Origin of the sequence: Pedobacter foliorum (assembly GCF_013266735.1) — a bacterium.
In the GTDB taxonomy this organism is placed as follows: Bacteria; Bacteroidota; Bacteroidia; order Sphingobacteriales; family Sphingobacteriaceae; genus Pedobacter; species Pedobacter foliorum.
The window spans coordinates 83,096-104,942 of the sequence record NZ_JABSNU010000012.1 but is presented as its reverse complement, the minus strand read 5'-3'; the positions used below and the strand labels follow the sequence as shown (position 1 = coordinate 104,942).

Genomic DNA, 21,847 nt, shown 5'->3' with positions numbered 1-21,847 from the left:
AATATGTTTACAGGAATAATAGAAACACTTGGAGAGGTAACAGATATAGTATCAGAGGGAACAAACCGACATTATATTGTGAAATCGAATTTAAGCAACGAGCTAAAAATAGATCAAAGTGTTTCGCATAATGGAGTGTGTTTAACTGTTGTTGCCTTGTCTGAAGATACGCATACTGTTACCGCAATTGAAGAAACTCTTCAGAAAAGTAATCTTGATGAGTTAAAGGTAGGGAACAAGGTGAATTTGGAACGTTGCATGCTAATGAATGGAAGATTGGACGGACATATTGTTCAAGGCCATGTAGATCAAACAGCCGTATGTATTAAACGGACTGAGTTAGATGGAAGTTGGGAGTACCGTTTTAAATATGACTCTCAGAATGGCAATGTTACAGTAGAAAAGGGTTCTGTATCTGTTAATGGAATCAGTTTAACTGTAGTAAATTCAGAAATTGACGAGTTCTCGGTATTCATTATACCTTACACGTTTGAACATACTAATTTACATGAGGTTAACGTAGGTGATACTGTTAACCTTGAGTTTGATATTATTGGTAAGTATGTTGCAAGATTGGTAAACAGGTAGTTACCTTTTTAATTCAGTAATCTTATTTTTGATAAAGCCAATTAGTTTAGGTTGTTCTTTGTCATTAATTGTCTTTAAATACTGCTCGTAATAGTCTATTGCACTTTTCTTATCACTAAGCTTGGTTTCATAAACTAAAGCAATATTATACAAGAGGCTTCCATTATTTTCAAATTGGAGGCCTTTTTTATAGGATGCATTTGCCTCGGTATTCTTATTTACATTTTCAAAGGAATCACCAAGCAAGCCATAATAGCTAGCTATTTTTGTAGATATACCTTCTTGTATGGCTTTTTCCAAATAAGGTATTGCGCTTTTGTAGTCTTTTAATCCTCTGTAGCTAAGTCCAATACTGTAATACAAGGTTTCACTGTCCATCGATTTACTTTCTATTGCCAAAAAGCTCTTTAAAGCATTTTTATAGTCTAAAAGAAAGAAGTAAGATTTACCAAGGTTGTTAAGTACAAAGGTTGAGCTGTCTCCATAACTCAATATTTTTTGTCCTGTTTGGATAGACTCATCATATTTCTTTTTTGCCATGCTGATTGGCATTTTCATTTTTAACAATTGAAGATTCGTGCTGTCTGCACTTAAAGCCGGCTCAAGTATATTGCTTGCTTTATCAAAAAAGTTCGATTTGAAATATATTTCACATAGATCAAATACCACGTCGGCGTCAGTAGGGTTTATTGCATTGGCTTTTTCGAGGTAAACTACTTTAGCAATGTTCATTTCTCCTTTGTTTAAGCTAGCCAGCTGCTTGTATACTGTAAAGTTAGTGCTGTCTATCTTCAGGATATCCATGTAATAGTTTTTGGCTTTTTCATCCTGACCTCTTCTAAGGTTTATGTTTGCAAGACTAAACAATACAGGTAAACTTTGAGGTTGTTTCTCCAGCAACTTTAAATAGTTTTTTTCTGCCTCAGGTAGTTTGCCAGCCATCATATTGGCATAAGCAAGCTGAGATATTTCTTTCTCATCCTGAGTGTCTTCGGTAAAAACACTTTGTAAGTACTGTGCAGCATCAGTATATTTTTGCGTTTGATAATATTCCAGTAGTTTTTCTTTATCAAGGACAGGTTTGTCTTGTGCATAAGTGATCTGACAGGAAACGACTGCAAAAAATAGAAGAAGTGCTCTTTTCATACTAGTTATGTTTTGAACAACTAAAGTATTAGTTATTTGTTAGGAATGCAAATTTAACATCTAAATTATTGGTTACATAGCGACACATTCGCGACTCTGTTATAAAAAAACAAAACATATTGGCAGGGTAATTGGTTGAATTATAATATAAATTGAATGTTAATCTTAATTAAAATACGAATATGGATACTTTAAAGAAGTTTGAATTGATGCAGAAAATCGTAAGAGAATTAGAAGACTTACAACACTCTCAACAGGCAATTATTCAGAAGATAGGGAAAATTGAAGTTGATAACATTGAGCTCGGAGACAAAAGATTAGATAAAGATCTAACTGATATGCACCAAAGGGTTTCTGATAACTTGGATACTATTGTTGGTATACTAGATTATTTTGCCGACAAAACCCAAAACTTTGGTGATAAAAACAATGTTGACGCATTGAAAGAACAGCAAGCTATAAATGCTGTATCAGGGAAATAAAGGTGTAGTTTAAATAGAAATGCCTCCAATTTTGAGGTATTTCTATTTCACATCAACCGGTAAATAAATGTAAAAGCTAGAGCCTTTACCTATTTCACTTTTTACGATTAATTTTCCATCATTTTTTTCAATAAATTCTTTACATATTACTAAACCCAGGCCGGTACCTTTCTCATTCATTGTACCACGTGTTGATGCACCTTCACCATTAAACATTTTTTTGAGTACACTTTCCGACATTCCAATGCCATTGTCTTCTATGCAGAGTTCAATAAAACCATCTGTTTTATATACTGCGGTAATGTGTATTTTGCAATTTTCATTACAAAATTTAATGGCATTATTTAAGATGTTTCTAACCACAATCTGGATCATTAACCTATCTGCATAGACCATTTCACCAGGAAATACATCCTGTATAATTTGAACGTTTTTTGCTTTGGCTACCGGTAAATGATAGTTGATTTCATTAACAAGCATACTTTTGAGGTCAAAAAAAACTTTGTTAATTCCGTAGCCTTTTAATTGACTTCTGGACCAATGCAAAATATTATCTAAAAGGTCGGTTGTATAAGAAATATCTCTGCTAAGCGTAGGGGCAAGTACTTTAAATTCCTCAATGGTAATCATATCATCTGAGGTCATTTTTATTATTTCCGAAAGGTTAATTAGAGGCCCTCTTAAATCATGAGCTATTATCGAAAATATCCTGTCTTTAAGCTGATTTAATTGTTGAAGTTCCTCCGTTTGAGCTTTAGATTTTAAAGCTTCTTCTCTAAGTGCTGTTAGATCTTGTAGTTTTATAATAACGGCTTCACTATTTAATTTTAAGTGATTTTGGTTCAGCGTTTTAATCTCAGCCTCCAAATCAAATGATCCTGCAGAGTTTTGAACTTTCAACTCAATTTTTCCCGACTGACGCTCATTTATCAATACAAGCAGTTTTTGCTGATCAGGGAAAAGCAGCTCGATTTGCGCCCCCATTATCTTGTTTTCTTTAAAATCTAACAAGTACTTTCTGAAAGCAGAGTTATAATCAATTATCCTATTTTTACTATCTAGAATAGCGAAACCATCTTGCATTAGTTCTAGCGCTTTCTCTCTGGCAACGGGTAAAATATCAAATAACTTGAAACGATAAATAGAAATTGAGATTAAGAATACCGTGATTATAAAAGAAAAGGGTGTAATGTCTAAATCACCAAACGGCCTAAAGCCGAAAAAATAAGCGAGGTTTGCTACCCATGGTATAAAGGCAGCTATAATTATGCTGTAGTTTTGTTTCTTGTAAATTGGGTCTGATTTGCGAAAGGTAGTGATCAATAAGTAACTCCCTATTCCTAGTAGCACATAGAAGTATATTGTGAATATCCAGTAGAATGGCCCCATTTCAAGGGCAAACATTGGAAATTCTCCCGTGGTGTCCATATGGAAGCCTTTAAAATGAAGGTGATGGAGATCATTGGTCCAGACCACTAACGTAACAATAATAGCTATTGCTACTTGTATTGAAATATTGATTTTTTGCTTATACCACCTTTCCTTTCCAGATAGTTTTAAACAGAAGAGAAGCCAGTTTAAAGGAATGGTAGAGATACCTAGATATTCAATGTTTACAAAGAATTTTGCCTGCTCTAGTATTGGGCTAGCTAATTCAAAACCATAGCCTAATGACCATATGGCACTGGAGAGCATAAGCAGGCCAAAAATCCTAACGGCTCCTCCTTCCTTTTTATAAATATAATAGGAAAGCAAGAGTGCTAGAGCACCAAAGAAAATTAGAACAATCGCGTATAAATTAAACGTAAAATCCATTTAAACTGGTATGGTAATAACAATGAGGGAGTACAGTTCTAATACCGATTTAGATATTAGTCTTTTTAAGATAAAACTACGTAATTTAGTTACAAATTAAAAATATTCTTAATTTTACGTAGTTATTAGTTAATTAATATAATCCTAATCATTCTAATATGAAAAAATTAATCTTGTCTGCATTATTTGTGTGTTTCAATCTGGTGGCATTTAGCCAGGTATTGCCTAGTTTCCAATTGGGACTAAAAGCAGGAACCAATCTTTCTAAACTAAGTACCGACAACACTTTTAGCAGCGACAACAGGGCAGGCTATTACGCAGGTTTATGGGCTCGTATTGGTGCCGCAGGTATCCATTTACAACCAGAGCTTTACTTAACTGGAAAAAACACAACATTAAAAGCTAGCAATGGTGATGAAAATAAAGTGAAATTTACCAGCCTTGATGTACCGGTTTTGGTAGGTACAAAAATAGGTGCTGCTGGTGTTGGCATCAGGTTAAACACCGGACCTGTGGTTTCTTTTATCCTGGATGATGAACAGTCGTTCGGACAAGCCGCTGGTGATGTATTTAAGGGGAACTTTAAAGGACAAAATTTCGCATGGCAATTTGGCGCAGGTTTAGACATCGGAAATTTAGGTCTTGATTTAAGATATGAAACCGGACTTTCTAAAATTGGTAAAGACGGCTACAATGATGCAAAACTTAGCTTATTTACGTTAGGGCTGGCCTACAGGTTATTCTAGAAATAATAAGTTATTAACATTTATTGTAAAAGGGTAAACATTAGTTGTTTTACCCTTTTTTTTGGCTTTAAAATTGATGTTGCTTTCCTCCCTAACTTAATTCAAATTGATCATGAATATCAAAGAACTATTGCTAAACGGCCAAAGCTTTTCTAAGCTGCTAAATCAGTTCTCAATTGAAGCTGATGATGTGAAAATTCAGGATGAAGATGTCCTTCTAACTGATCAGAAATTAGAACACCAGGAAATTGTAAAAGAGACTATCTGTATCGAGGGTAAAAACAAAGATGGAATTATTAACTTTTTCGGTACACTACATTACAATTTATTAAGTAAACTGGCGGTATTTGAAATGCATGGGTTCGAGCAGATCTCCAAGCCTCAGGTATGCTAAGCATTCTTTAATACTTCTTTTATTTCATACTGGAATGCCCCTTTTATTGGGCGTATAGGGGTTTCTTTGGAGTCACTCAATACCTTAATGTAACAAGCTCCAAAATAGAATATGAAAGAGGAGTAGAACACAAAGAGCATGATCAAAACAATTGAGCCGGAAGTACCATAAATATTTCCGATTCCACTTAAAGGAAGCATAATTCTTAAAATGTATTTTCCTATGGTGAATAATACTGCTGTTAGTAGTCCGCCTTTTAGTGCGGCCTTCCAGGTTGGTCTGCCATTAGTTAGAAATCTAAATAATACAGTAAACCAGATCATTACGATAGCAATAAATAGAAGCTGATTTAATATGGATAGGAATACTTTACCGAAAGTAGGAGCGGCAGTATTTATGTAAGAACCAATAAATGCCTGAATACTATCGGTAATAAAACCCATTGTAAATAAAAGTCCGGCTAATAAAATGATGACCATTGAGCGAGCTCTTAGTCTCATTTTAAACATAAAACCGGCATGTTCCTTATTTGCTATAGACCAAATCTGATCCATAGAATTCTTAATTACCGTGAAGAGTGTGGTTGCAACAAATAAGAAAAAGATAAAGCTTAATAAGGTAGCATACCATTCATGATCAATTCCTCTGATGTTTCTTAGTGTTTGTCTTATTTGTCCGGTACTTGAGTCATCTAAAATATTTGCTAAGCGCTCAAACATTCTGGATGCAAGGATTTTTCTGTCGATAAAATAACCAAACAATCTTATTAGTATTATCAAAATAGGGGGTAATGCAAAATTTGCGAAAAAGGCTGTAGCTCCAGCTAAACGTAAGGGGTCGTTTTTTTGAAATAATATAAAAGCTGCTTTAAAATGTGTAAAAAACAGCACTATCCTGTTAACTCTATTGATTTCCATTTCCACATTATAGCCTTGAAGCCCGAAAATAGCCATTTTTTTTAAATGAAAAGGAAGTACATTAAAAAAGGGCATTTTTTTAAATGCCCTTCTTCTAGGTTAATCTATTAAAAGTTATAAATTTCCTCTTAATTCCTGTTCACGCTCCAAAGATTCGAATAGTGCTTTAAAATTCCCGGCACCAAAGGATTGAGCTCCCTTGCGTTGTATAATTTCAAAGAATAGGGTAGGTCTATCTTCTACAGGTTTTGTAAATATTTGCAGCAAATATCCCTCTTCGTCGCAATCTACCAGAATTCCAAGTTCTTTTAATTGTGCTATTTCTTCATCAATTTCTCCAACACGTTCCGGCATCATGCTATAATAGGCTTCCGGGGGTGCACTTAAAAACTCAACCCCTCGAGCCTTTAAGTCTTTTACTGTAGCTAAAATATCTTTTGTTGCTACAGCAATATGTTGCACCCCTTCACCTTCATAAAATTCCAGATATTCTTCAATCTGTGATTTCTTTTTACCCTCGGCCGGTTCATTAATTGGGAATTTAGAATAACCGTTTCCATTACTCATTACCTTGCTCATCAGCGCTGAATATTCAGTGTTGATTTGTTTATCGTCAAAGGAGAGGATATTTACAAAGCCCATTACATCTTCGTACCATTTAACAGTTTCATTCATCCTGTTCCAGCCAACATTCCCAACACAGTGGTCTATGTAAAGCAGGCCTGTTTCAATAGGGTTATAGTCGCTTTTCCAATCCCGGTATCCCGGTAAAAAAGAACCGTTGTAATTCTTACGCTCAATAAACATGTGAACAGTTTCACCATAAGTATAAATACCAGACATGCGCACTTCGCCATGCTCATCAGTTTTTGTAACAGGCTCTAGGTAAGGTTTTGCACCACGTTTGGTAGTTTCTTCAAAAGCGCTGTAGGCATCATCTACCCACAGGGCTAATACTTTAACCGCATCCCCATGTTTTTTTACATGCTCCGTTATCTGACTATCTGATTTTAATCCGGTGGTTAATACCAACCTAATCTTTCCCTGTTGCAAAACATAAGATGCCCGATCACGAACTCCCGTTTCGGGACCCGCATATGCCAGCGATTGAAATCCAAATGCTGTCTTATAAAAATGGGCAGCCTGTTTGGCGTTTCCTACATAAAATTCTATGTAGTCAGTTCCATTTATGGGCAGAAAATCTTGTGCCTTAGCAATCTTCTCTGCAAATGTTTGTGTAGTCATTTTAGTTTTTTTGAATAATAAGTTAGTTTCAGTTTTTACTCTATGTTTTCTTGCCAGCTTTTATGATAACTTTCATCCTCAATGTTGACCGCATCTTCGGTAAGCATTAACGGCCTGAAAGGATCTATCATAACAGCAAGTTCATCTGTACTTTCCTTGCCTATCGACTTTTCAACTGTTCCAGGATGAGGGCCATGAGGGATACCCCCGGGGTGGAGTGTGATTTGTCCTTTCACCACACTTTTTCTGCTCATAAAATCTCCATCAACATAATATAGTACCTCATCGCTATCCACATTGCTATGGTTGTAAGGAGCTGGAATAGAAAGTGGGTGATAATCGTATTTGCGTGGTACAAAAGAACAGATCACAAAGTTATGCCCTTCAAAGGTTTGGTGAACCGGAGGAGGTTGGTGTAGGCGACCGGTAATGGGTTCAAAATTATGGATAGAGAATGCCCAAGGGTAATGAAATCCATCCCATCCAACAAAGTCAAACGGATGAGTACCATAAACATAAGGATATATCAAGCCTTGTTTTTTAATCAATACTTTGAAATCGCCATATTGATCTATAGTTTCCAGATCTGTAGGCAGTTTAATATCGCGTTCACAGTAGGGAGAATGTTCCATGAGCTGTCCGTATTCATTACGATATCGTTTTGGGGTGCGGATAGGACTAAAGCTTTCAACTATAAATAGTCGGTTCTTTTCATTGTCAAATTCCATTTGGTAAATGGTTCCGCGCGGTACCACTAGATAATCGCCATATTCAAAGCGGATTTTACCAAAGCCGGTTTTTAAAGTGCCGCTACCTTCATGAATAAAAATGACCTCATCAGCCTGACTATTCTTGTAAAAATAATCGGTCATTGATTTTCTGGGCGCTGCCAAAGAGATGTGTAAGTCGCTGTTTACCAATACCGGTTTTCGGCTTTGTAAATAATCATCTTCAGGTTTTATATTGAAGCCAATTAAGCTGGTATGTCGTAAATGTTTTTCACGAGCAATCTTAGGTTCAACAGAATATGGCTCTCCTAAAGATTTAACAATGGTAGGGGGATGGCAATGGTAAACGAGTGAATACAGACTAGAAAATCCTTCAGTAGAGACCAGTTCTTCTGCATATAACTTTCCATCCGGTTTACGAAAAACAGTATGGCGTTTAGCAGGTATAGTTCCTAAGGTATGATATATTGGCATAGCAGTAGGTATTTGGTTAAAGTGTAATTTAATAACGATTAAAACGTACAAAACGTTTTAAATAAAGACAGAAGAAGGGAAAGTCTAAATGGAATATTGCGCAAAAATGATTTTGGATAGCATGGCATATCTAAATGAAGCCAATGCTTGCATGGCTACCTGATTCTGATATGTAAAATTGCTTTGTATCATTTTTCTTTTGCAGTGACTAAAGTAAGTATTTTATCTGCTAATCAACAAATTGTAGACTATAATTCTCTTCAGGAATTGTTTTATAACCACTTTGGTGTATTTTTATTATAGATTTGAATAACTACATAAAACTACTGATCATATGAAATTGGTATCCTATAAAACAGAAGACAGAGAACACCTTGGTGTTTTTGTAAATGGACACATTTACAATTTAAATTCTTGCGATAAACAGTTGCCTGATGAGATGAATGCCTTTTTGCAGGGTGGTGATGTTTTGATGGAAAGAGCAAAAAAAGTTGATGCACAGATTAAATCAGGAGAGATTGAACCAAAGCAGGAGGCCTTTTTTGAATTGCTGGCTCCGGTGCCACATCCAACATCATGTAGGGATGGATATGCTTTTCGTCAGCATGTAGCGGCTGCACGTAAGAACCGTAAGGTTGATATGATTGCTGAGTTTGATCAATATCCAATCTTTTATTTCACTAACCACAATGCTATTCAAGGACCAGGCGAAATTGAATGTATGCCTGATCATTTCCAAAAGCTTGATTTTGAATTAGAGGTTGCTGTAGTAATAGGTAAAAAAGGTAGAAACATTACCGCTGCGGAAGCGGATGATTATATAGCCGGCTTTACTATCATGAATGATATGAGTGCCAGGACATTACAAATAGAGGAGATGCTGTTAAATCTTGGCCCTGCAAAGGGTAAGGATTTCTCTACTGTAATAGGCCCGTGGCTGGTAACTCCAGATGAGTTGAGTCAATACAAAACTTCGGCTAAAGAGGGGCACTCAGGTAACGCTTATAATCTTCAGATGACCTGTATCGTGAATGGTAAGAAGGTGTCTGCCGGAAATATGGCTGATATGGATTGGACTTTTGCCGAAATTATAGAGCGCTGTGCCTATGGTACAGATGTTTTGCCTGGGGATGTAATAGGTTCGGGTACTGTTGGAACCGGGTGTTTTCTGGAGTTGAATGGTACAGGATTGCTAAATGATCCAAACTTTAAACCTCAGTGGTTGCAGGATGGTGATGTAGTAGAAATGGAAATTACTGGCCTTGGCCATTTAAGTAATACAATTAAAAAAGTTGATACGGATTTTTCTATCCTGTCTTTGAAGAAGAAGTAACCTTATGCTGACCCTTAATACCTCAGACCTCTCTCCAGCGCAATTACAGAACTATATGCAATACGCAATTGCACCAAGGCCAATTTGTTTTGCTACCACTATCGATCAGGCGGGAAATATCAATTTAAGTCCGTTTAGTTTCTTTAATATGTTTAGCACCAATCCACCATTGTGTGTGTTTTCTCCGGCCAGAAGGGTGCGTGATAATACCACTAAACACACGCTGGAAAACATACTTGAGGTAAAGGAATGTGTAATTAATATTGTAAACTATCCTATGGTGCAGCAAACCAGTTTAGCAAGCACCGAGTATCCGAAGGGGGTAAATGAATTTGAAAAGGCTGGCTTTACTATGCTCCCTTCTCAATTGGTTAAGCCACCAAGGGTTGCGGAGGCTCCTGTTCAAATGGAGTGCATTGTTAAAGAAGTAATTCACCTTGGTGAAAATCCTGGGGCAGGTAACCTAATATTGGCGGAAGTAAAGCTAATACACATTAAAGAGGAGATTTTAGACGAAGAGGGAAAGATTGATCAGGCTAAAATTGATCTGGTAGCTCGTTTAGGAGGTGATTGGTACTGTAGGGTTACTCCAGAAAACCTGTTTAAAGTGGCTAAACCATTAACAACACTTGGGATAGGAGTGGATGCATTACCAAAGGCAGTTCGCAATTCAATGGTGTTAACAGGTAATGACCTCGGAAAGCTGGGTAATGTAGAGCATTTACCAACAGACGATGAAGTAGATGCGATTAGAAATGGTGCCGAAGTTAAAGAGATTTTAGATGCAACTATTGGTGATAGCAACAATAGAGAACGTGAACTTCATGAGCTTGCCAAAATCTGGCTAGAGCAAGGGAATGTGAATGAGGCTTTAAAAGTAGTGTTGTTATAGAATGCTGATTACTTTTATAAACCGTTTTTTATAAAAGCCTTCATCAAGACTAGTTATTGTTACCCCTCTTTTGTTCCCTGAAGAAGAATGAATAAACTTGATTTCATCTCCGTTTATAGAGTAGATAATTCCAACATGTCCCGGTGTTCTGGATCTGCTGTTTGTTCCCGTAAATAGAATAACATCTCCAATTTTTGCATCTTCAAGTTTCTTGGCCTCGCCACTAGTTGCAAATTCCCTTGATGAACGTGGCACTTTAAAGCCAAAGTTGCTGAAAACATAATTCACAAAACCAGAGCAGTCAAATCCTCTGTTAGGGCTGCTCGAAGCCGTTCTGTACCGGATGCCGAGCATCGATTTTGCGAATTCCAGTAAACGATTTGGTGAAGTAGTGACTGCTGGTTTTTTATCCTTATCAGGTACTTCCTGGCTCAACTGATATACCAGTTCTTGAAATTGAACGGGTACGGTGGTTTGCGACTTGGCTGTCGTAAAGCTTAAAAGTACTACACTGAATAGAATAATGGTTTTCTTCATATCAATCGGGTTAAAGATATTAAAATTATCTTTGAACCCTAAAAATGTTGATAAGTTGTTGATTATGGTGTTGTTACTGCAACAGGGATTACCTTTCCGTTAAAAAACTTATGTCCGGTCTTTGCAAAATCTGCTACATACTTACCCATTTCGAATGCTAAAACAGGTGATTGATAACCCGGAAATGCCTGTTCTAACATTTCTGTTTGAGCAGAACCAAGAGCCAGACAGTTTACTTTAATACCAGTTTCTGCCAGTTCAAAAGCCAGACATTCAGTTAAAGTATGTAATGCTGATTTGCTTGAAGAATAAGCAGAAAGGCCAGGGAATTTAACACTACCCTGAAAACCGCCCATACTGCCAATGTTTACAATATGACTACTCTCGGCCATTAAAGGAATCAGGTTTTGGATCATACTAAAATGCCCAACTACATTGCTTTCAAACATCTCATAAAGATCGGCGTGAGTAGTTTCTAGAAATGGTTTATTTATTAATGCCCCTGCATTGTTTATTAAAATGTCAACCTTACCAAGTCTGTCTCTCAAAAAAGGAACTAATGCAGCATAGTCATCATTAACGATGTCAAATTCTACAGGCAACAATGTGCAGTCAGGGTTAATTCCTTTAGCTATTTCTAAAAGTTTGCGGAGTTTATCCGAAGAGCGCGCAATACAAACTACCTTATTCTCCGTGTTCAATGTAAATTCTAAAGCGGCTTCAAACCCAATGCCACTACTTGCGCCAGTTAATACTATATTCATTAATTATCTTTTTCAGTGATCAATTGAGAGACCGGATTTTCAATCACATGCAATCCATCGTTTATTAATTTTTTATGTTCTATTTCGTTTTCTGATTTTAACTCTAAATAATTACGGATCTCTTTTTCCAAATCAGGGAAAAGCTGTTTATGATGTAAAATCTCCATCATCTCAAGAGCCGCAAGCCAATCCTGTCTGTGTTCTGTTTTTACTTTTTTAAACAAATCACGCAATTGTTCAAAGTCCACTTCATGCTCTCTAATGGCACGTACATTTTTATATATATTATGAAGTTTTTCTGTCTTCTCGTCGTAGCTAACTTGATGCGTTTGCTTATCACTAACATGGGTAATCTCCTCATAAGCACCTTTATCAGCCGCTCCATTATATACGGAAATAATTGTTGCACCGATTGCCATATCGTAAATTCCCCATTCAGGTTGGAAAAGAATGTTTCCATTGCTTTCCTTAACAGTACAATCTTCAAGTACAATTAAAATAAGCTTATCATTATGTTTTATGATGTCTTTAACCAAGCCGGCTACATGTATTCCACTTTCAAAAATCAAGTCAACTCTTTGGTCTTTCAGGATTCCGGATTCTTCTAATTGAAGATCAGTGAAGTCTTCAATAGCAATAGGTTGGCCTTTTAGTTTGCCAACAGGCGATGAAAAACCATCTTTATGATAAAGTTTACCATGTCCTTCAAGCTGTTTGCCTTCTACCGCAAGCGCTGATGATCCGGTAGTTTTAATAAAAGTAAGTTCATCATTTTGGTTGATACCCATGTCGGTAAACACACCTGTAACCTGTAACCCAGAACTATAAACAGCAGTTGCCGGGTTTTTACATTCAATAGCTTTAACTATACTTTCCGAACCTCCTCGTCTGAATGCCATTGTATTGGCGAAATCTTCAAGAACATTAATCAGATTTTGGAATGTTTCGGTTACAAACAACTGAGGTTGAGGTTTAGTGATGTCGTATGTGTAGTTAACAGTGTCTTTGTTGTACCATAATTTTTCTACGTCAGGCTTCATGCACGATGAACTTTCGCCAATTGATGACAACAAGCCAGCCCCATAAATTTTAGGGTTTTCTAAAGTGCCAATCAAGCCATATTCTACAGTCCACCAATGTAAGCGACTTAATAAGGCCATCTCCGAGGGCTCGCCCATATCTTCAGAGATTTGCTGCAAGTGTTGCTCAGCCTTTGCAATTTCCTGTTCCCGTACATCAACTGCTTCTTTTAATATAGAAAGATGACGGATAGCCTCATACAATTCAAAGTCTTTTGAAGAGAACATCGCCTTAGCGCCAATAGAGCCAAAATAACTTAGGTAATTGTTGTAATCTATATCTGCAATAATTGGTGCATGGCCAGCCGACTCATGAATAATATCGGGAGCAGGGGTGTATTCTATATGATTAATCTGACGGATATCAGCGGCAATAACGAGTACACGATATGCCTGATATTCCATAAATGCTGCAGGTGGTATAAAGCCATCTACAGTTACCGCACCCCAGCCAACTTTGCCGAGGTTATCGTTCATGGTTTGTAAGTTAGGGATATACTCAATACTTAAACCTGCTTGTTGCAAACCTTTTATGTACGGATAATAAGCGACATGCTTTAAATAACTATAATTCTGACGCATTACATACCTCCAAACCGCTTGATCTATCGGAGTATATTTTTCGTAATGCTGCTCCACAATAAATTGCCTTAAGTGCTTTGGCAGCTTAGCTACTTGCGGATTATTAAAGTCATTAAAATCACTCATTGCATGAATTCAGTAAATACTGTAAAGTTACGCAAATAAAAAATAAGGGTGGGAGCCTGTACCCGGTTTTTTAATTGGACTTTTTAACCCTGAAGGTAAAATGTTTCTGCAGAAAATAGCTGCACAATGATAAGGTAATGGTGATGAATGCCTGCGATATAGAAGGGTAGAAATGCAATCCCTCTACCATATATTTTAGCATCGCAAGGTTAAGACCAAAGTTAACAGTTAAAACTGTAGCATACCTGAACATCTGTATTCTTCCTTTTATATTGGATTTAGTAAATACCAGGTATTTATTTAATGTAAACCCAATCAGAAAGCTAATTACTGTGCTGATGATTAGTGCTGCGGAGTGTGCGGTAATCAATTTCGGTACAAAAGGAAAATCAACCTGAATGCTTTTTTGATGCAAAATCCAGTTATAGGCAATGTAATAGCTGATGATTCCGGACACAGCTGTAGTACCACCAGATGCCATATATCTAAATGTATGAATGGGTAACCAACGCGAAAAAGGAGGGTAAAAGAAGTCTATTATTCGTAATAAGGCTTTCCTCATGCAATTAATTCGCTGTTAGTTTATTTTCAATCATTCTGTTGCTGTATTGCTGGATAAATGCTTTCAGGTACTTTTCCATTTTCTCTGCAATTAACGGTTCTTTTTTCAGAATGTTGTTTTTTGTTAAACGATCTGTTTTTAAATTGTATAAAGCGATATTTGTTTTCCCGTCGTTAATCAATAGATAATCACCCTGATAGAAGCTAAAAGTTCCATCGTTATTATTTACAGCAAAGTTATCATTGCCTTGTTTAAAAGCATCAAAACCTAAAGCAAAATATGGCTTATCATAATGTAAATAGTTTAATACAGTAGGCACAATGTCTATCTGCTGTACAATTTTGTCGGCCTTTCCTTTTAAGTTACCGCCAGGATAATACAGTACAATTGGAATCGAAAAGTATCCCGGTGTTGTTTGGTATTCAGGGTAGTATGAAACTGTTGCGTGATCTGCACATAGTACAAACAATGTGTTTTTATACCACGGCATAGTTGAAGCAGTTTTAAAGAAATTACGCAGAGCCATATCTGTATATCCTAAAACTTCTTGCACAGGTAAATGGCCTTTCGGGAATTTACCAACGTATTCATCAGGTAATCTGAATGGGTGATGAGATGATAAAGAAAAGAAGCTTGAAAAGAAAGGTTGTTTAAATGTATTCATGGTTTGTGCCATGTATTGCATAAAAGGATCATCCCAAATTCCCCAGGTGCCATCAGAGTCGCCTGTTTTTTTATACTCATTTTGTCCAAAATAATGCTTTATCCCAGCAAGGTGAGTGTAAGACGAAAAGCCCATTGAGCCATTAGGTGCGCCATGGAAAAATGCGGTTTCGTAACCTTTATCGCCTAATAGTTTAGCGATGCTTGTTGTTTTGTTGCCCGAATAAATTGAAAGTATAAATGGCTCTCTAATGCTTGGGATACCGGTTATAACAGAAGGTAGTGCATCAATAGATTTACGACCATTTGCATAAGTATGGGTAAAGGTGTAGCTCTGCGAAACCAACGAGTCGATAAAAGGAGTGTAGCCTTTATATTTTCCGCCATCCAGATCTGTATTTAAACTGCCCACATGCTCTTTTCCTAAGCTCTCTATAATTAAGAAAACTACGTTTAGCGGTTTAAATTTACCTGTGTCGGCAGGCAAATGAATTGGATTATATATCGCATTTAATGTTTGGTCATCATAGTAATGAACCGGCTGTAGTTTAGAGGCTGTTAGTGTTCTGAATATGCAAAAAGGCGTGTTTAAAACTAGATTCATCTGATCTGGTGTATCTACAAATTCACCTGCATTACTTAGCGTAATTGGTCTTGTGCCAAATCCCCATCCACCTCTAATTCCGGTAAGGCAGGCCAGCGCTATAATAAATAACAGCGCCGTATGTAAAAGATATATTGGCCAGGTAAAACGTGGTGCTTTATTAATTTTAACCAGATCGTATAGTTTAATAAACAGCCAGATTAACACAGCAAAAATGATAACAAGGTACCAGTAGTCTACAAGGAAATCGCCGAATAACTTAAGCTTATTCTGCTCATTTTTAAACTGATCATAAACTGTACCGGTAGTACGTTTTAGTGTGTATTTGAAATAAGCAAAATCTGCAAAGTTTGCAAATATGCCTATGCTGTTGGATACAATAAAAAGCCACTTACAAAACTTTTGATATCCTTCTTTATACCTGAAAGGGAAGGGGATAACATTTAGTAGTATAAATAACAGATTGATGTAGAGGAGTGCTGATACATCAAATTTTACCCCTCCATATAGTATGTACAGATATTTTGGAAGAGAAATGCTTTGAAATAAGCTATGATTAAAGGCGTAGAAACCCAGTCTGCAAAATGTATATAAAACCAATACAATAAAAAACCGATATGCTAATGCCAGGTAAATATTTACCGTTTTTGTGTTCTTAATTTTCAACTGTCCTTAATTAGAAGCCGTAAATTTAAGTATTTTGAAAACGAATTGTTAATAATAAATTAATGATACATTCTTTTATGAATTTATTGCTGTGGCAAGGAAACAAAATCGATTACGGCAGAATAACCAAATTTCCTATGTGGTTGAATACTTAACCCAACATAGTTAAGTCCATAAGAGTCGCCCAGAATTATTTTCCTATGTCCAAGATCCGGAACTCCTTTGTCTAGTAATAACATACAAATGTTTTCGAGACCACTGGAAAATCCAAAGGCAAGGTTTTCGCCATTTGATCTTTTAGGGTATATTTTTGAAATCCTGTCTTTAACTGATCTTCCGTCACTTGATTTATGACCGGTAAAATTATTACGGTTCATATCTCTGGCGTGTTGTCTGGCCACTACAGATAACGCCTGATCAGGCCAAAGCATAGGAAGATCTTTTATAGCACTTATCTGTTGTTCCAGACTTCTGTAATATTTATCGTTTCTACTTATTTTAAGTTCATTGTAGTTGCTGTATTTCATTACTTTTTTGTTGTAATCGTCTACAAAGTCTTGGAAATAAGTGTTAAAGAACTTCTCTCCGTCCATACGAGCCAGATTCATATAGATGACCAGGTCTTTTTCTTCACCTGTCAGATAACTGGCGTTGCCTGCAGTGTTGGCCATTTTTAATTCTTCTCTTGACCATTCATAGTAGTCAGACGTATTTTTTACTGTAGTAGGTGTAAAAAATGAAAATAGAAATAGGATAGATATTGATAACAGTTTCATGATGGCAGAGGATAGCAAAAGCCAGGCCAATATAAACGAAAAAGGCGCCCTACGGCGCCTTTTTCGTTTATATTGAAATAGATACTTAGAATCTGTAGCTAAGCGTAGTAACAAATTGTCTTGGAGGAATTGGATTAACACTATAGTTCTCATGTATATAGTAATTCAATTCATTAGTTATGTTAGATAATTTACCAAGAATAGTGAATCTTTTGTAGGCATAACCTGCAGAGAAATCAACAGTAGTAAAAGCTTTAACTGGGATGATACCACTAGAAGTTCCTAATTTGTTTGTATTTCTACCACCATTACGGTCTCCTGTATAGAAAGCAGAAGCTCCAAGTTTTAATCCTTTAACAGCACCTTCACTAAAGGTATAGAATAAACTAGCATTTGCTGTGCTTTTGGTTGTTCCAACAAGACGCTCTCCTTCAACAATACCACCAACGTCAAATTTTGTGCCGTCTGGTTTTGTTAATGTCTGCTTATCTAAAGTTGAAGTATAGCGCATATAGTTATAGCTATATCCTGCTATGAAGTTAAGTCCCTTAACCAAGGTTGCTGTAATGTCAACTTCAAGACCATCACTTGCTGTTTTCCCAGAGAATTCTTTAATGGTTGCATCAGCATTTACATTTCCATTTGCGTCTACAAGTGCTTGTTGAGCAAATTTATTGTTGTTAATTCTGTACAAGGTAATATTTGCAGAAAGTCGTCCGTCTAAGAAGTCATTTTTTACGCCTGCTTCGTATTGGTCAACAATTGAAGCACCAAGAGGAGCCTTATAGATATCTGTTCCAGTATTTGGAATGAAGTTGCTAGCATAGCTTGCATAGAGAGATGTAGTTTTGATAGGTTGGTAAATTAATCCCAATTTAGGAGAGAAAGCTTTGTCTGAAGTACCAGTTGCACCTTTAGTCATTGAACCATCTGCAACTGAAGTTGTAGTTGTTGCAGGAGTTTTTTGGTATGTCCAGCGAACACCGGCCAAAACTTTAAACTGATCCGTTAACGCAATCATGTCCTGAACAAATCCACCAAAACGATAGATAGGTGCTTTTGTATTCGCTTTTAAAACAGTTTCAGGGATATCACTTCTTGTGTTATAAGTAGATGGATCAAGCAGGTTGATGTTACCATAGCTGTAGGAAGTTGCGTTATTATTTCCTGGGTAGATGAAATTTCCACTTGTAACATTTGATTGATCAGCATCAACTCCAACTAGTAGGGTGTGCTCTATGCCAGCGGTTTTAAATTTACCTGTTAAATTTACTTGTTGGTTATAAGTGAATTCTTCTGTTTTTGAACGTGTTAAATCACGCTTAGCTATTCCAGCAGCATCAGCAAATGGACGTTCTGCAGAAAAGTAATTTCTATTGTAAGACTGTAATGAAGCAGAAACATTCAACTTCCAGTTGTCATTTAATTGATGATTTAAGGCAGCTTGCGCAGAAGCCGTGTTAGTTTTGTTATAAGCCCAAAGTGTATTAAGGAAAACGTTTCTGCCAAGTGGAGATACTTTGTTACCAACTGTACCTATACCAAAATCAGGGGTAAAGTCACTTTTCAAGTAATCACCTTGTAAAAGGATATCAGTTTTATCACTTATTTTATATAATAGTGATGGATTTACATAGAATCTTTTAGAGTCAACATGGTCTCTATAACTTCCAGCAGTCTCATAAGTGCTGATTAAACGAAATGCAACCTTTTGAGAAATAGGACCATAAACATCAACAGTTGGCTTATATAGATCATAACTTCCAACACGCATAGAAGCCTCGCCACCGTATTCAAATTTAGGCTTTTTGGTTACCATATTAACTACAGCACCACCGCTTACGCCACCATAAAGTAATGCCGCACTACCTTTTAAAACCTCTACAGATTCTAATGTACTTGCTTCTGGAAATCCACCTATAGAAGTTCTTACACCATTTTTGAAAATATTGTTTGCACCAAGGCTGTATCCTCTAGCATAAAAGTTATCACCAACAGATCCACGGTTAGCACCTAAAGCAACACCGTTTACGTTTTTCATGATATCACTTAAACGATTAGCTTGCTGATCTGCAATGACCTGAGCACCAATAATCTGAACAGATTGAGGCAGGTCTCTAGGCGCAATAGCAATTTTTCCAACGCTTACCGGTTTTTCATTAGGTGTTCTATATCCATTAATAGATACTTCATCTAACTGAGCAGAATTTTCAGATAAAGTAAATTCAACTGTTGTACTTTGTCCTTCAGTAACTGATACTTTTTGAGTTTGTACTTGTAAACCTACATAAGAAGTTTTAAGTGTGTATTCGCCAGTTTTTAAATTGTTAAAGCTAAAATTACCGTCTTCATCAGATGCTGTTTTTTTGTTATTCTCAACAATTTGAACGCTTACATAAGCTGCAGGTTTTCCATCGTTGGTTTTTATTTTACCATTTATAGTTCCTCTTGCAGGTGCGGATGCCAATTGAGCAGAAGCAGCAATGCCTGAGAAGATGAAAGTTGTAAGAATAAGTAATTTGTATAAGTGTTTCATTCGATTTATTTAGATTAATTCTAACTGGCCGCAAAAGTAATATCTCTATACTATAGAAACAAATTTATTTAGAATTAATTTAAATAGGATAATAGGGGTGGTCTTTGTCCTTTGGAAGGATAATAAATCTAAGTTTGAGCACATTCGATTTAGCTTAAGAATTTTGCTAATTCAAAAGTAGGGAGCATATTTTTATAATCTTTATAAGTTAATAAAAAGTTAACGTACTGTTAGTCTGTAAGTTTTTTTATAGTTCTACTTTTGTGGAAATTTTTAATACATTGTGATGACCAAACAATTTTAACAACCAACATCTTTTGAAGGGCCTGACTGATTTAGCTTTATTGGATTTACTAAAGGAGGATAGTGATGACGCATTTAATGAAATTTATGCGCGTTATTGGGATTTGGTTTATGCCATTGCCTGTAAAAAGTTAAATAATAGAGACGAGGCCAAAGATGTAGTACATGATCTGTTCATGCTCATTTGGATTAAGCGTCATTCAATTCGCATCACCACTACATTTATTGGATATATTTATATCATCCTTAAAAATAAACTTACCGATCTTAACCGCAGGCAAACTCTGCGTATAAAACATGATGATGAAGCAGTAAAGACTCATTCTTTTGCTGAAAATGACGTGTTTGAACAACTTGTTTCTAAGGATCTGGCTCATCAACTACAATTGGAAATTCAAGATATGCCAATTGGAATGAGGCAGGTATTTTTAATGAGTAGAGAAGAGCAGCTTTCAGTTAATGAAATAGCAGATAAATTATCTATTTCTTCTCAAACTGTAAAAAATCAAATCACAAGTGCGCTTAAAAGACTTAGGGCAAAATGTGATTTTATAGTTCATCGTTAAGTTATTTTATCCCGATTAATCGCCTTCTTTTAACTGAACTTTCGTTACCCTAACGTAGGTGAAAACTTTGCTTATTTATTTCAAAATTAAGCTGATATCGGCTGTGTACCTTAGGCATATCGCTGAGGGTTTTAGCAGGTATTTGGCAGGGGCTTCTCAGGCGTTTTGATAAGCTTAGGCCTGAGGAGAGCCTGAGAAAAGCCTCATTAGCCCCTCAGTATTCCCGACTGGGTATACATCCGGTACCGACCCGGTTCAGAGGCGATTTAGAAAAATATTTTATTTTAGGATAGTACCTCTTTAACCCTAGTTCGTTATGTACTTAGAATGGACGAAAAGAATAAAGAAGATATCTATAAAGAATTTGGTATTTCTAATCCTTCAGAATTTTTTGGGGATGAGAATGACAAAGATCAGTTGCGCAAGGAAATGCTTGGGCGCATTACTGAAAGTAGGCATTTGCATAATGCAAAGTCTGCAAATAAGCAAGGTGCTGCCAGAAAGAAATTGATGATGGCAATGGCTGCTGCTATTAGCTTTGTGTTACTCTCAGCAGGCGTTCTGTTTTATTACAATTCCAGTGATTTTGTTACTATAACTGTGCCTCAGGGACAAACCAAATTGGTTACTCTGCCAGATGGGTCAACTGTGTGGCTAAATGCTGCCAGTACCCTTAAATATCCTAAAAAGTTTGGAGCAAAAAGGATCGTTTACCTTGTTGATGGAGAGGGCTTTTTTAAGGTGGTTCATAATGAAAAGGTACCATTTATTGTTGAAGCGCCTACACTTAAAACATTTGTTCTGGGAACATCCTTTGTCGTTAAATCCTATAAGAGTCTTTCAACAGCTTCTGTATCTGTTGTAACAGGAAAGGTAGCGGTTAGGGATAATAAAAAGCAGATAAGTGTACTTACACCTAACCAAGAGGTGGTGTATAATAAAGTTACCCGAAAACCACAAACATTAAATACTAAAGCTATTGAGAAAACTCAATGGAACGATGGCAAATTAAATTTAAATGGGGTTTATTTTGAAGAGGCTGTTCTTGCTATCGAAAACGCATATGGCGTTAAAATAGACTATAATAAGGAGTTGTTTAAAAATTGTCAGAATACGTTCAACTTAAATGCCAGGCAAAGTTTAAAGGAAACTCTAAACGTGTTGGCATTGATACAAGGAGTTACTTATGAAATTAAAGAAAAGGAGGTACTGATAGCAGGAAACGGATGTAATTAGGCCAAAAAAAATAATGATCAGTACCTGTTGGAGCAGATACTGATCTAAATGTACAGCATGCGGGTAGTTCGTCGAAAAATCTTCCGT

Annotated in this window: 20 protein-coding genes; 8 read left to right on the top strand and 12 right to left on the bottom strand. The window is 36.4% G+C overall.

Going from position 1 to position 21,847, the window contains the following annotated elements; translation table 11 throughout:
* Positions 1 to 3: 3 nt before the first annotated feature.
* On the top strand, positions 4 to 588 hold the full coding sequence (locus HQN83_RS20020; protein WP_173092691.1) for a riboflavin synthase: 585 nt from the start codon (positions 4 to 6) through the stop codon (positions 586 to 588).
* On the opposite strand, the gene HQN83_RS20015 is transcribed toward HQN83_RS20020, so the two are convergent.
* Positions 589 to 1,734: a tetratricopeptide repeat protein gene (locus tag HQN83_RS20015; RefSeq protein WP_173092689.1), complete on the bottom strand. Its 1,146-nt coding sequence runs from the start codon at positions 1,732 to 1,734 to the stop codon at positions 589 to 591.
* Between the two features lie 182 nt (positions 1,735 to 1,916).
* Here HQN83_RS20015 and HQN83_RS20010 point away from each other — a divergent pair, with 182 nt between their 5' ends.
* The gene (locus tag HQN83_RS20010; RefSeq protein WP_108203474.1) at positions 1,917 to 2,216 is read left to right on the top strand and encodes a hypothetical protein; all 300 of its coding nucleotides are present in this window, start codon (positions 1,917 to 1,919) and stop codon (positions 2,214 to 2,216) included.
* Positions 2,217 to 2,258: 42 nt separating this feature from the next.
* On the opposite strand, the gene HQN83_RS20005 is transcribed toward HQN83_RS20010, so the two are convergent.
* Positions 2,259 to 4,031, bottom strand: a complete 1,773-nt coding sequence (locus HQN83_RS20005) for a sensor histidine kinase (protein WP_173092687.1) — start codon at positions 4,029 to 4,031, stop codon at positions 2,259 to 2,261.
* A gap of 158 nt (positions 4,032 to 4,189) precedes the next feature.
* Between HQN83_RS20005 and HQN83_RS20000 the strand changes: the two genes are divergently transcribed.
* Together HQN83_RS20000 and HQN83_RS19995 are read left to right on the top strand one after the other, a co-directional pair.
* Positions 4,190 to 4,777, top strand: coding sequence for a porin family protein (locus HQN83_RS20000; RefSeq protein WP_173092685.1), 588 nt, complete (start codon positions 4,190 to 4,192; stop codon positions 4,775 to 4,777).
* A gap of 112 nt (positions 4,778 to 4,889) precedes the next feature.
* On the top strand, positions 4,890 to 5,171 hold the full coding sequence (locus tag HQN83_RS19995; protein ID WP_173092683.1) for a hypothetical protein: 282 nt from the start codon (positions 4,890 to 4,892) through the stop codon (positions 5,169 to 5,171).
* Here the strand turns inward: HQN83_RS19995 and HQN83_RS19990 are convergent.
* The 3 genes from HQN83_RS19990 to HQN83_RS19980 all read right to left on the bottom strand — a co-directional run bounded on the left by HQN83_RS19990 (position 5,168) and on the right by HQN83_RS19980 (position 8,535).
* Positions 5,168 to 6,124: a YihY/virulence factor BrkB family protein gene (locus HQN83_RS19990; RefSeq protein WP_246254555.1), complete on the bottom strand. Its 957-nt coding sequence runs from the start codon at positions 6,122 to 6,124 to the stop codon at positions 5,168 to 5,170. The two genes, HQN83_RS19995 and HQN83_RS19990, sit on opposite strands and share 4 nt — an antisense overlap.
* 78 nt (positions 6,125 to 6,202) lie before the next feature.
* On the bottom strand, positions 6,203 to 7,333 hold the full coding sequence (gene hppD, locus HQN83_RS19985; RefSeq protein ID WP_173092681.1) for a 4-hydroxyphenylpyruvate dioxygenase: 1,131 nt from the start codon (positions 7,331 to 7,333) through the stop codon (positions 6,203 to 6,205).
* Positions 7,334 to 7,368: 35 nt separating this feature from the next.
* A complete protein-coding gene (locus HQN83_RS19980) occupies positions 7,369 to 8,535 on the bottom strand; it encodes a homogentisate 1,2-dioxygenase (RefSeq protein ID WP_173092679.1) in 1,167 nt (388 codons plus the stop codon).
* A 334-nt stretch (positions 8,536 to 8,869) separates the two neighbouring features.
* Here HQN83_RS19980 and HQN83_RS19975 point away from each other — a divergent pair, with 334 nt between their 5' ends.
* Both HQN83_RS19975 and HQN83_RS19970 read left to right on the top strand, forming a co-directional pair.
* Positions 8,870 to 9,868: a fumarylacetoacetate hydrolase family protein gene (locus HQN83_RS19975; protein ID WP_173092677.1), complete on the top strand. Its 999-nt coding sequence runs from the start codon at positions 8,870 to 8,872 to the stop codon at positions 9,866 to 9,868.
* 4 nt (positions 9,869 to 9,872) lie between these two features.
* Positions 9,873 to 10,760 (top strand): flavin reductase family protein, encoded by an 888-nt coding sequence (locus tag HQN83_RS19970; protein WP_173092675.1) that lies wholly within the window; start codon positions 9,873 to 9,875, stop codon positions 10,758 to 10,760.
* Here HQN83_RS19970 and HQN83_RS19965 read toward each other — a convergent pair.
* The 7 genes from HQN83_RS19965 to HQN83_RS19935 form a co-directional block, all read right to left on the bottom strand.
* Positions 10,755 to 11,297, bottom strand: a complete 543-nt coding sequence (locus tag HQN83_RS19965) for a C40 family peptidase (RefSeq protein WP_173092673.1) — start codon at positions 11,295 to 11,297, stop codon at positions 10,755 to 10,757. The genes HQN83_RS19970 and HQN83_RS19965 overlap by 6 nt on opposite strands.
* A 62-nt stretch (positions 11,298 to 11,359) precedes the next feature.
* Positions 11,360 to 12,061 (bottom strand): SDR family oxidoreductase, encoded by a 702-nt coding sequence (locus HQN83_RS19960; RefSeq protein WP_173092671.1) that lies wholly within the window; start codon positions 12,059 to 12,061, stop codon positions 11,360 to 11,362.
* Positions 12,061 to 13,848: an aromatic amino acid hydroxylase gene (locus tag HQN83_RS19955; protein ID WP_173092669.1), complete on the bottom strand. Its 1,788-nt coding sequence runs from the start codon at positions 13,846 to 13,848 to the stop codon at positions 12,061 to 12,063. The genes HQN83_RS19960 and HQN83_RS19955 overlap by 1 nt, the downstream gene beginning before the upstream one ends.
* 70 nt (positions 13,849 to 13,918) lie before the next feature.
* Entirely contained in the window at positions 13,919 to 14,410 is a 492-nt protein-coding gene (locus HQN83_RS19950; RefSeq protein WP_173092667.1) for a GtrA family protein, read from the bottom strand.
* A gap of 4 nt (positions 14,411 to 14,414) precedes the next feature.
* Complete coding sequence (locus HQN83_RS19945) at positions 14,415 to 16,343, bottom strand: LTA synthase family protein (protein WP_173092665.1); 1,929 nt, start codon at positions 16,341 to 16,343, stop codon at positions 14,415 to 14,417.
* Between the two features lie 83 nt (positions 16,344 to 16,426).
* Positions 16,427 to 17,119 (bottom strand): CAP domain-containing protein, encoded by a 693-nt coding sequence (locus HQN83_RS19940; protein ID WP_173092663.1) that lies wholly within the window; start codon positions 17,117 to 17,119, stop codon positions 16,427 to 16,429.
* An 85-nt stretch (positions 17,120 to 17,204) separates the two neighbouring features.
* On the bottom strand, positions 17,205 to 19,655 hold the full coding sequence (locus tag HQN83_RS19935; RefSeq protein ID WP_173092661.1) for a TonB-dependent receptor: 2,451 nt from the start codon (positions 19,653 to 19,655) through the stop codon (positions 17,205 to 17,207).
* 317 nt (positions 19,656 to 19,972) lie between these two features.
* Here HQN83_RS19935 and HQN83_RS19930 point away from each other — a divergent pair, with 317 nt between their 5' ends.
* Both HQN83_RS19930 and HQN83_RS19925 read left to right on the top strand, forming a co-directional pair.
* On the top strand, positions 19,973 to 20,524 hold the full coding sequence (locus HQN83_RS19930; protein ID WP_173092658.1) for an RNA polymerase sigma factor: 552 nt from the start codon (positions 19,973 to 19,975) through the stop codon (positions 20,522 to 20,524).
* Between the two features lie 327 nt (positions 20,525 to 20,851).
* Positions 20,852 to 21,760, top strand: a complete 909-nt coding sequence (locus tag HQN83_RS19925; protein WP_173092656.1) for a FecR family protein — start codon at positions 20,852 to 20,854, stop codon at positions 21,758 to 21,760.
* Positions 21,761 to 21,847: the final 87 nt, after the last annotated feature.

Bases quoted from the DNA above. Each gene is read 5' to 3' on its own strand.
- HQN83_RS19970 (WP_173092675.1), top strand. From the start codon at position 9,873: ATGCTGACCCTTAATACCTCAGACCTCTCTCCAGCGCAATTACAGAAC.
- HQN83_RS19990 (WP_246254555.1), bottom strand. From the start codon at position 6,124: ATGGCTATTTTCGGGCTTCAAGGCTATAATGTGGAAATGGAAATCAAT.
- HQN83_RS19980 (WP_173092679.1), bottom strand. From the start codon at position 8,535: ATGCCAATATATCATACCTTAGGAACTATACCTGCTAAACGCCATACT.
- HQN83_RS19925 (WP_173092656.1), top strand. From the start codon at position 20,852: ATGGACGAAAAGAATAAAGAAGATATCTATAAAGAATTTGGTATTTCT.
- HQN83_RS20020 (WP_173092691.1), top strand. From the start codon at position 4: ATGTTTACAGGAATAATAGAAACACTTGGAGAGGTAACAGATATAGTA.
- HQN83_RS19995 (WP_173092683.1), top strand. From the start codon at position 4,890: ATGAATATCAAAGAACTATTGCTAAACGGCCAAAGCTTTTCTAAGCTG.
- HQN83_RS19955 (WP_173092669.1), bottom strand. From the start codon at position 13,848: ATGAGTGATTTTAATGACTTTAATAATCCGCAAGTAGCTAAGCTGCCA.
- HQN83_RS20015 (WP_173092689.1), bottom strand. From the start codon at position 1,734: ATGAAAAGAGCACTTCTTCTATTTTTTGCAGTCGTTTCCTGTCAGATC.
- HQN83_RS19935 (WP_173092661.1), bottom strand. From the start codon at position 19,655: ATGAAACACTTATACAAATTACTTATTCTTACAACTTTCATCTTCTCA.
- HQN83_RS20000 (WP_173092685.1), top strand. From the start codon at position 4,190: ATGAAAAAATTAATCTTGTCTGCATTATTTGTGTGTTTCAATCTGGTG.
- HQN83_RS19960 (WP_173092671.1), bottom strand. From the start codon at position 12,061: ATGAATATAGTATTAACTGGCGCAAGTAGTGGCATTGGGTTTGAAGCC.
- HQN83_RS20010 (WP_108203474.1), top strand. From the start codon at position 1,917: ATGGATACTTTAAAGAAGTTTGAATTGATGCAGAAAATCGTAAGAGAA.
- HQN83_RS20005 (WP_173092687.1), bottom strand. From the start codon at position 4,031: ATGGATTTTACGTTTAATTTATACGCGATTGTTCTAATTTTCTTTGGT.
- hppD (WP_173092681.1), bottom strand. From the start codon at position 7,333: ATGACTACACAAACATTTGCAGAGAAGATTGCTAAGGCACAAGATTTT.
- HQN83_RS19965 (WP_173092673.1), bottom strand. From the start codon at position 11,297: ATGAAGAAAACCATTATTCTATTCAGTGTAGTACTTTTAAGCTTTACG.
- HQN83_RS19940 (WP_173092663.1), bottom strand. From the start codon at position 17,119: ATGAAACTGTTATCAATATCTATCCTATTTCTATTTTCATTTTTTACA.
- HQN83_RS19975 (WP_173092677.1), top strand. From the start codon at position 8,870: ATGAAATTGGTATCCTATAAAACAGAAGACAGAGAACACCTTGGTGTT.
- HQN83_RS19950 (WP_173092667.1), bottom strand. From the start codon at position 14,410: ATGAGGAAAGCCTTATTACGAATAATAGACTTCTTTTACCCTCCTTTT.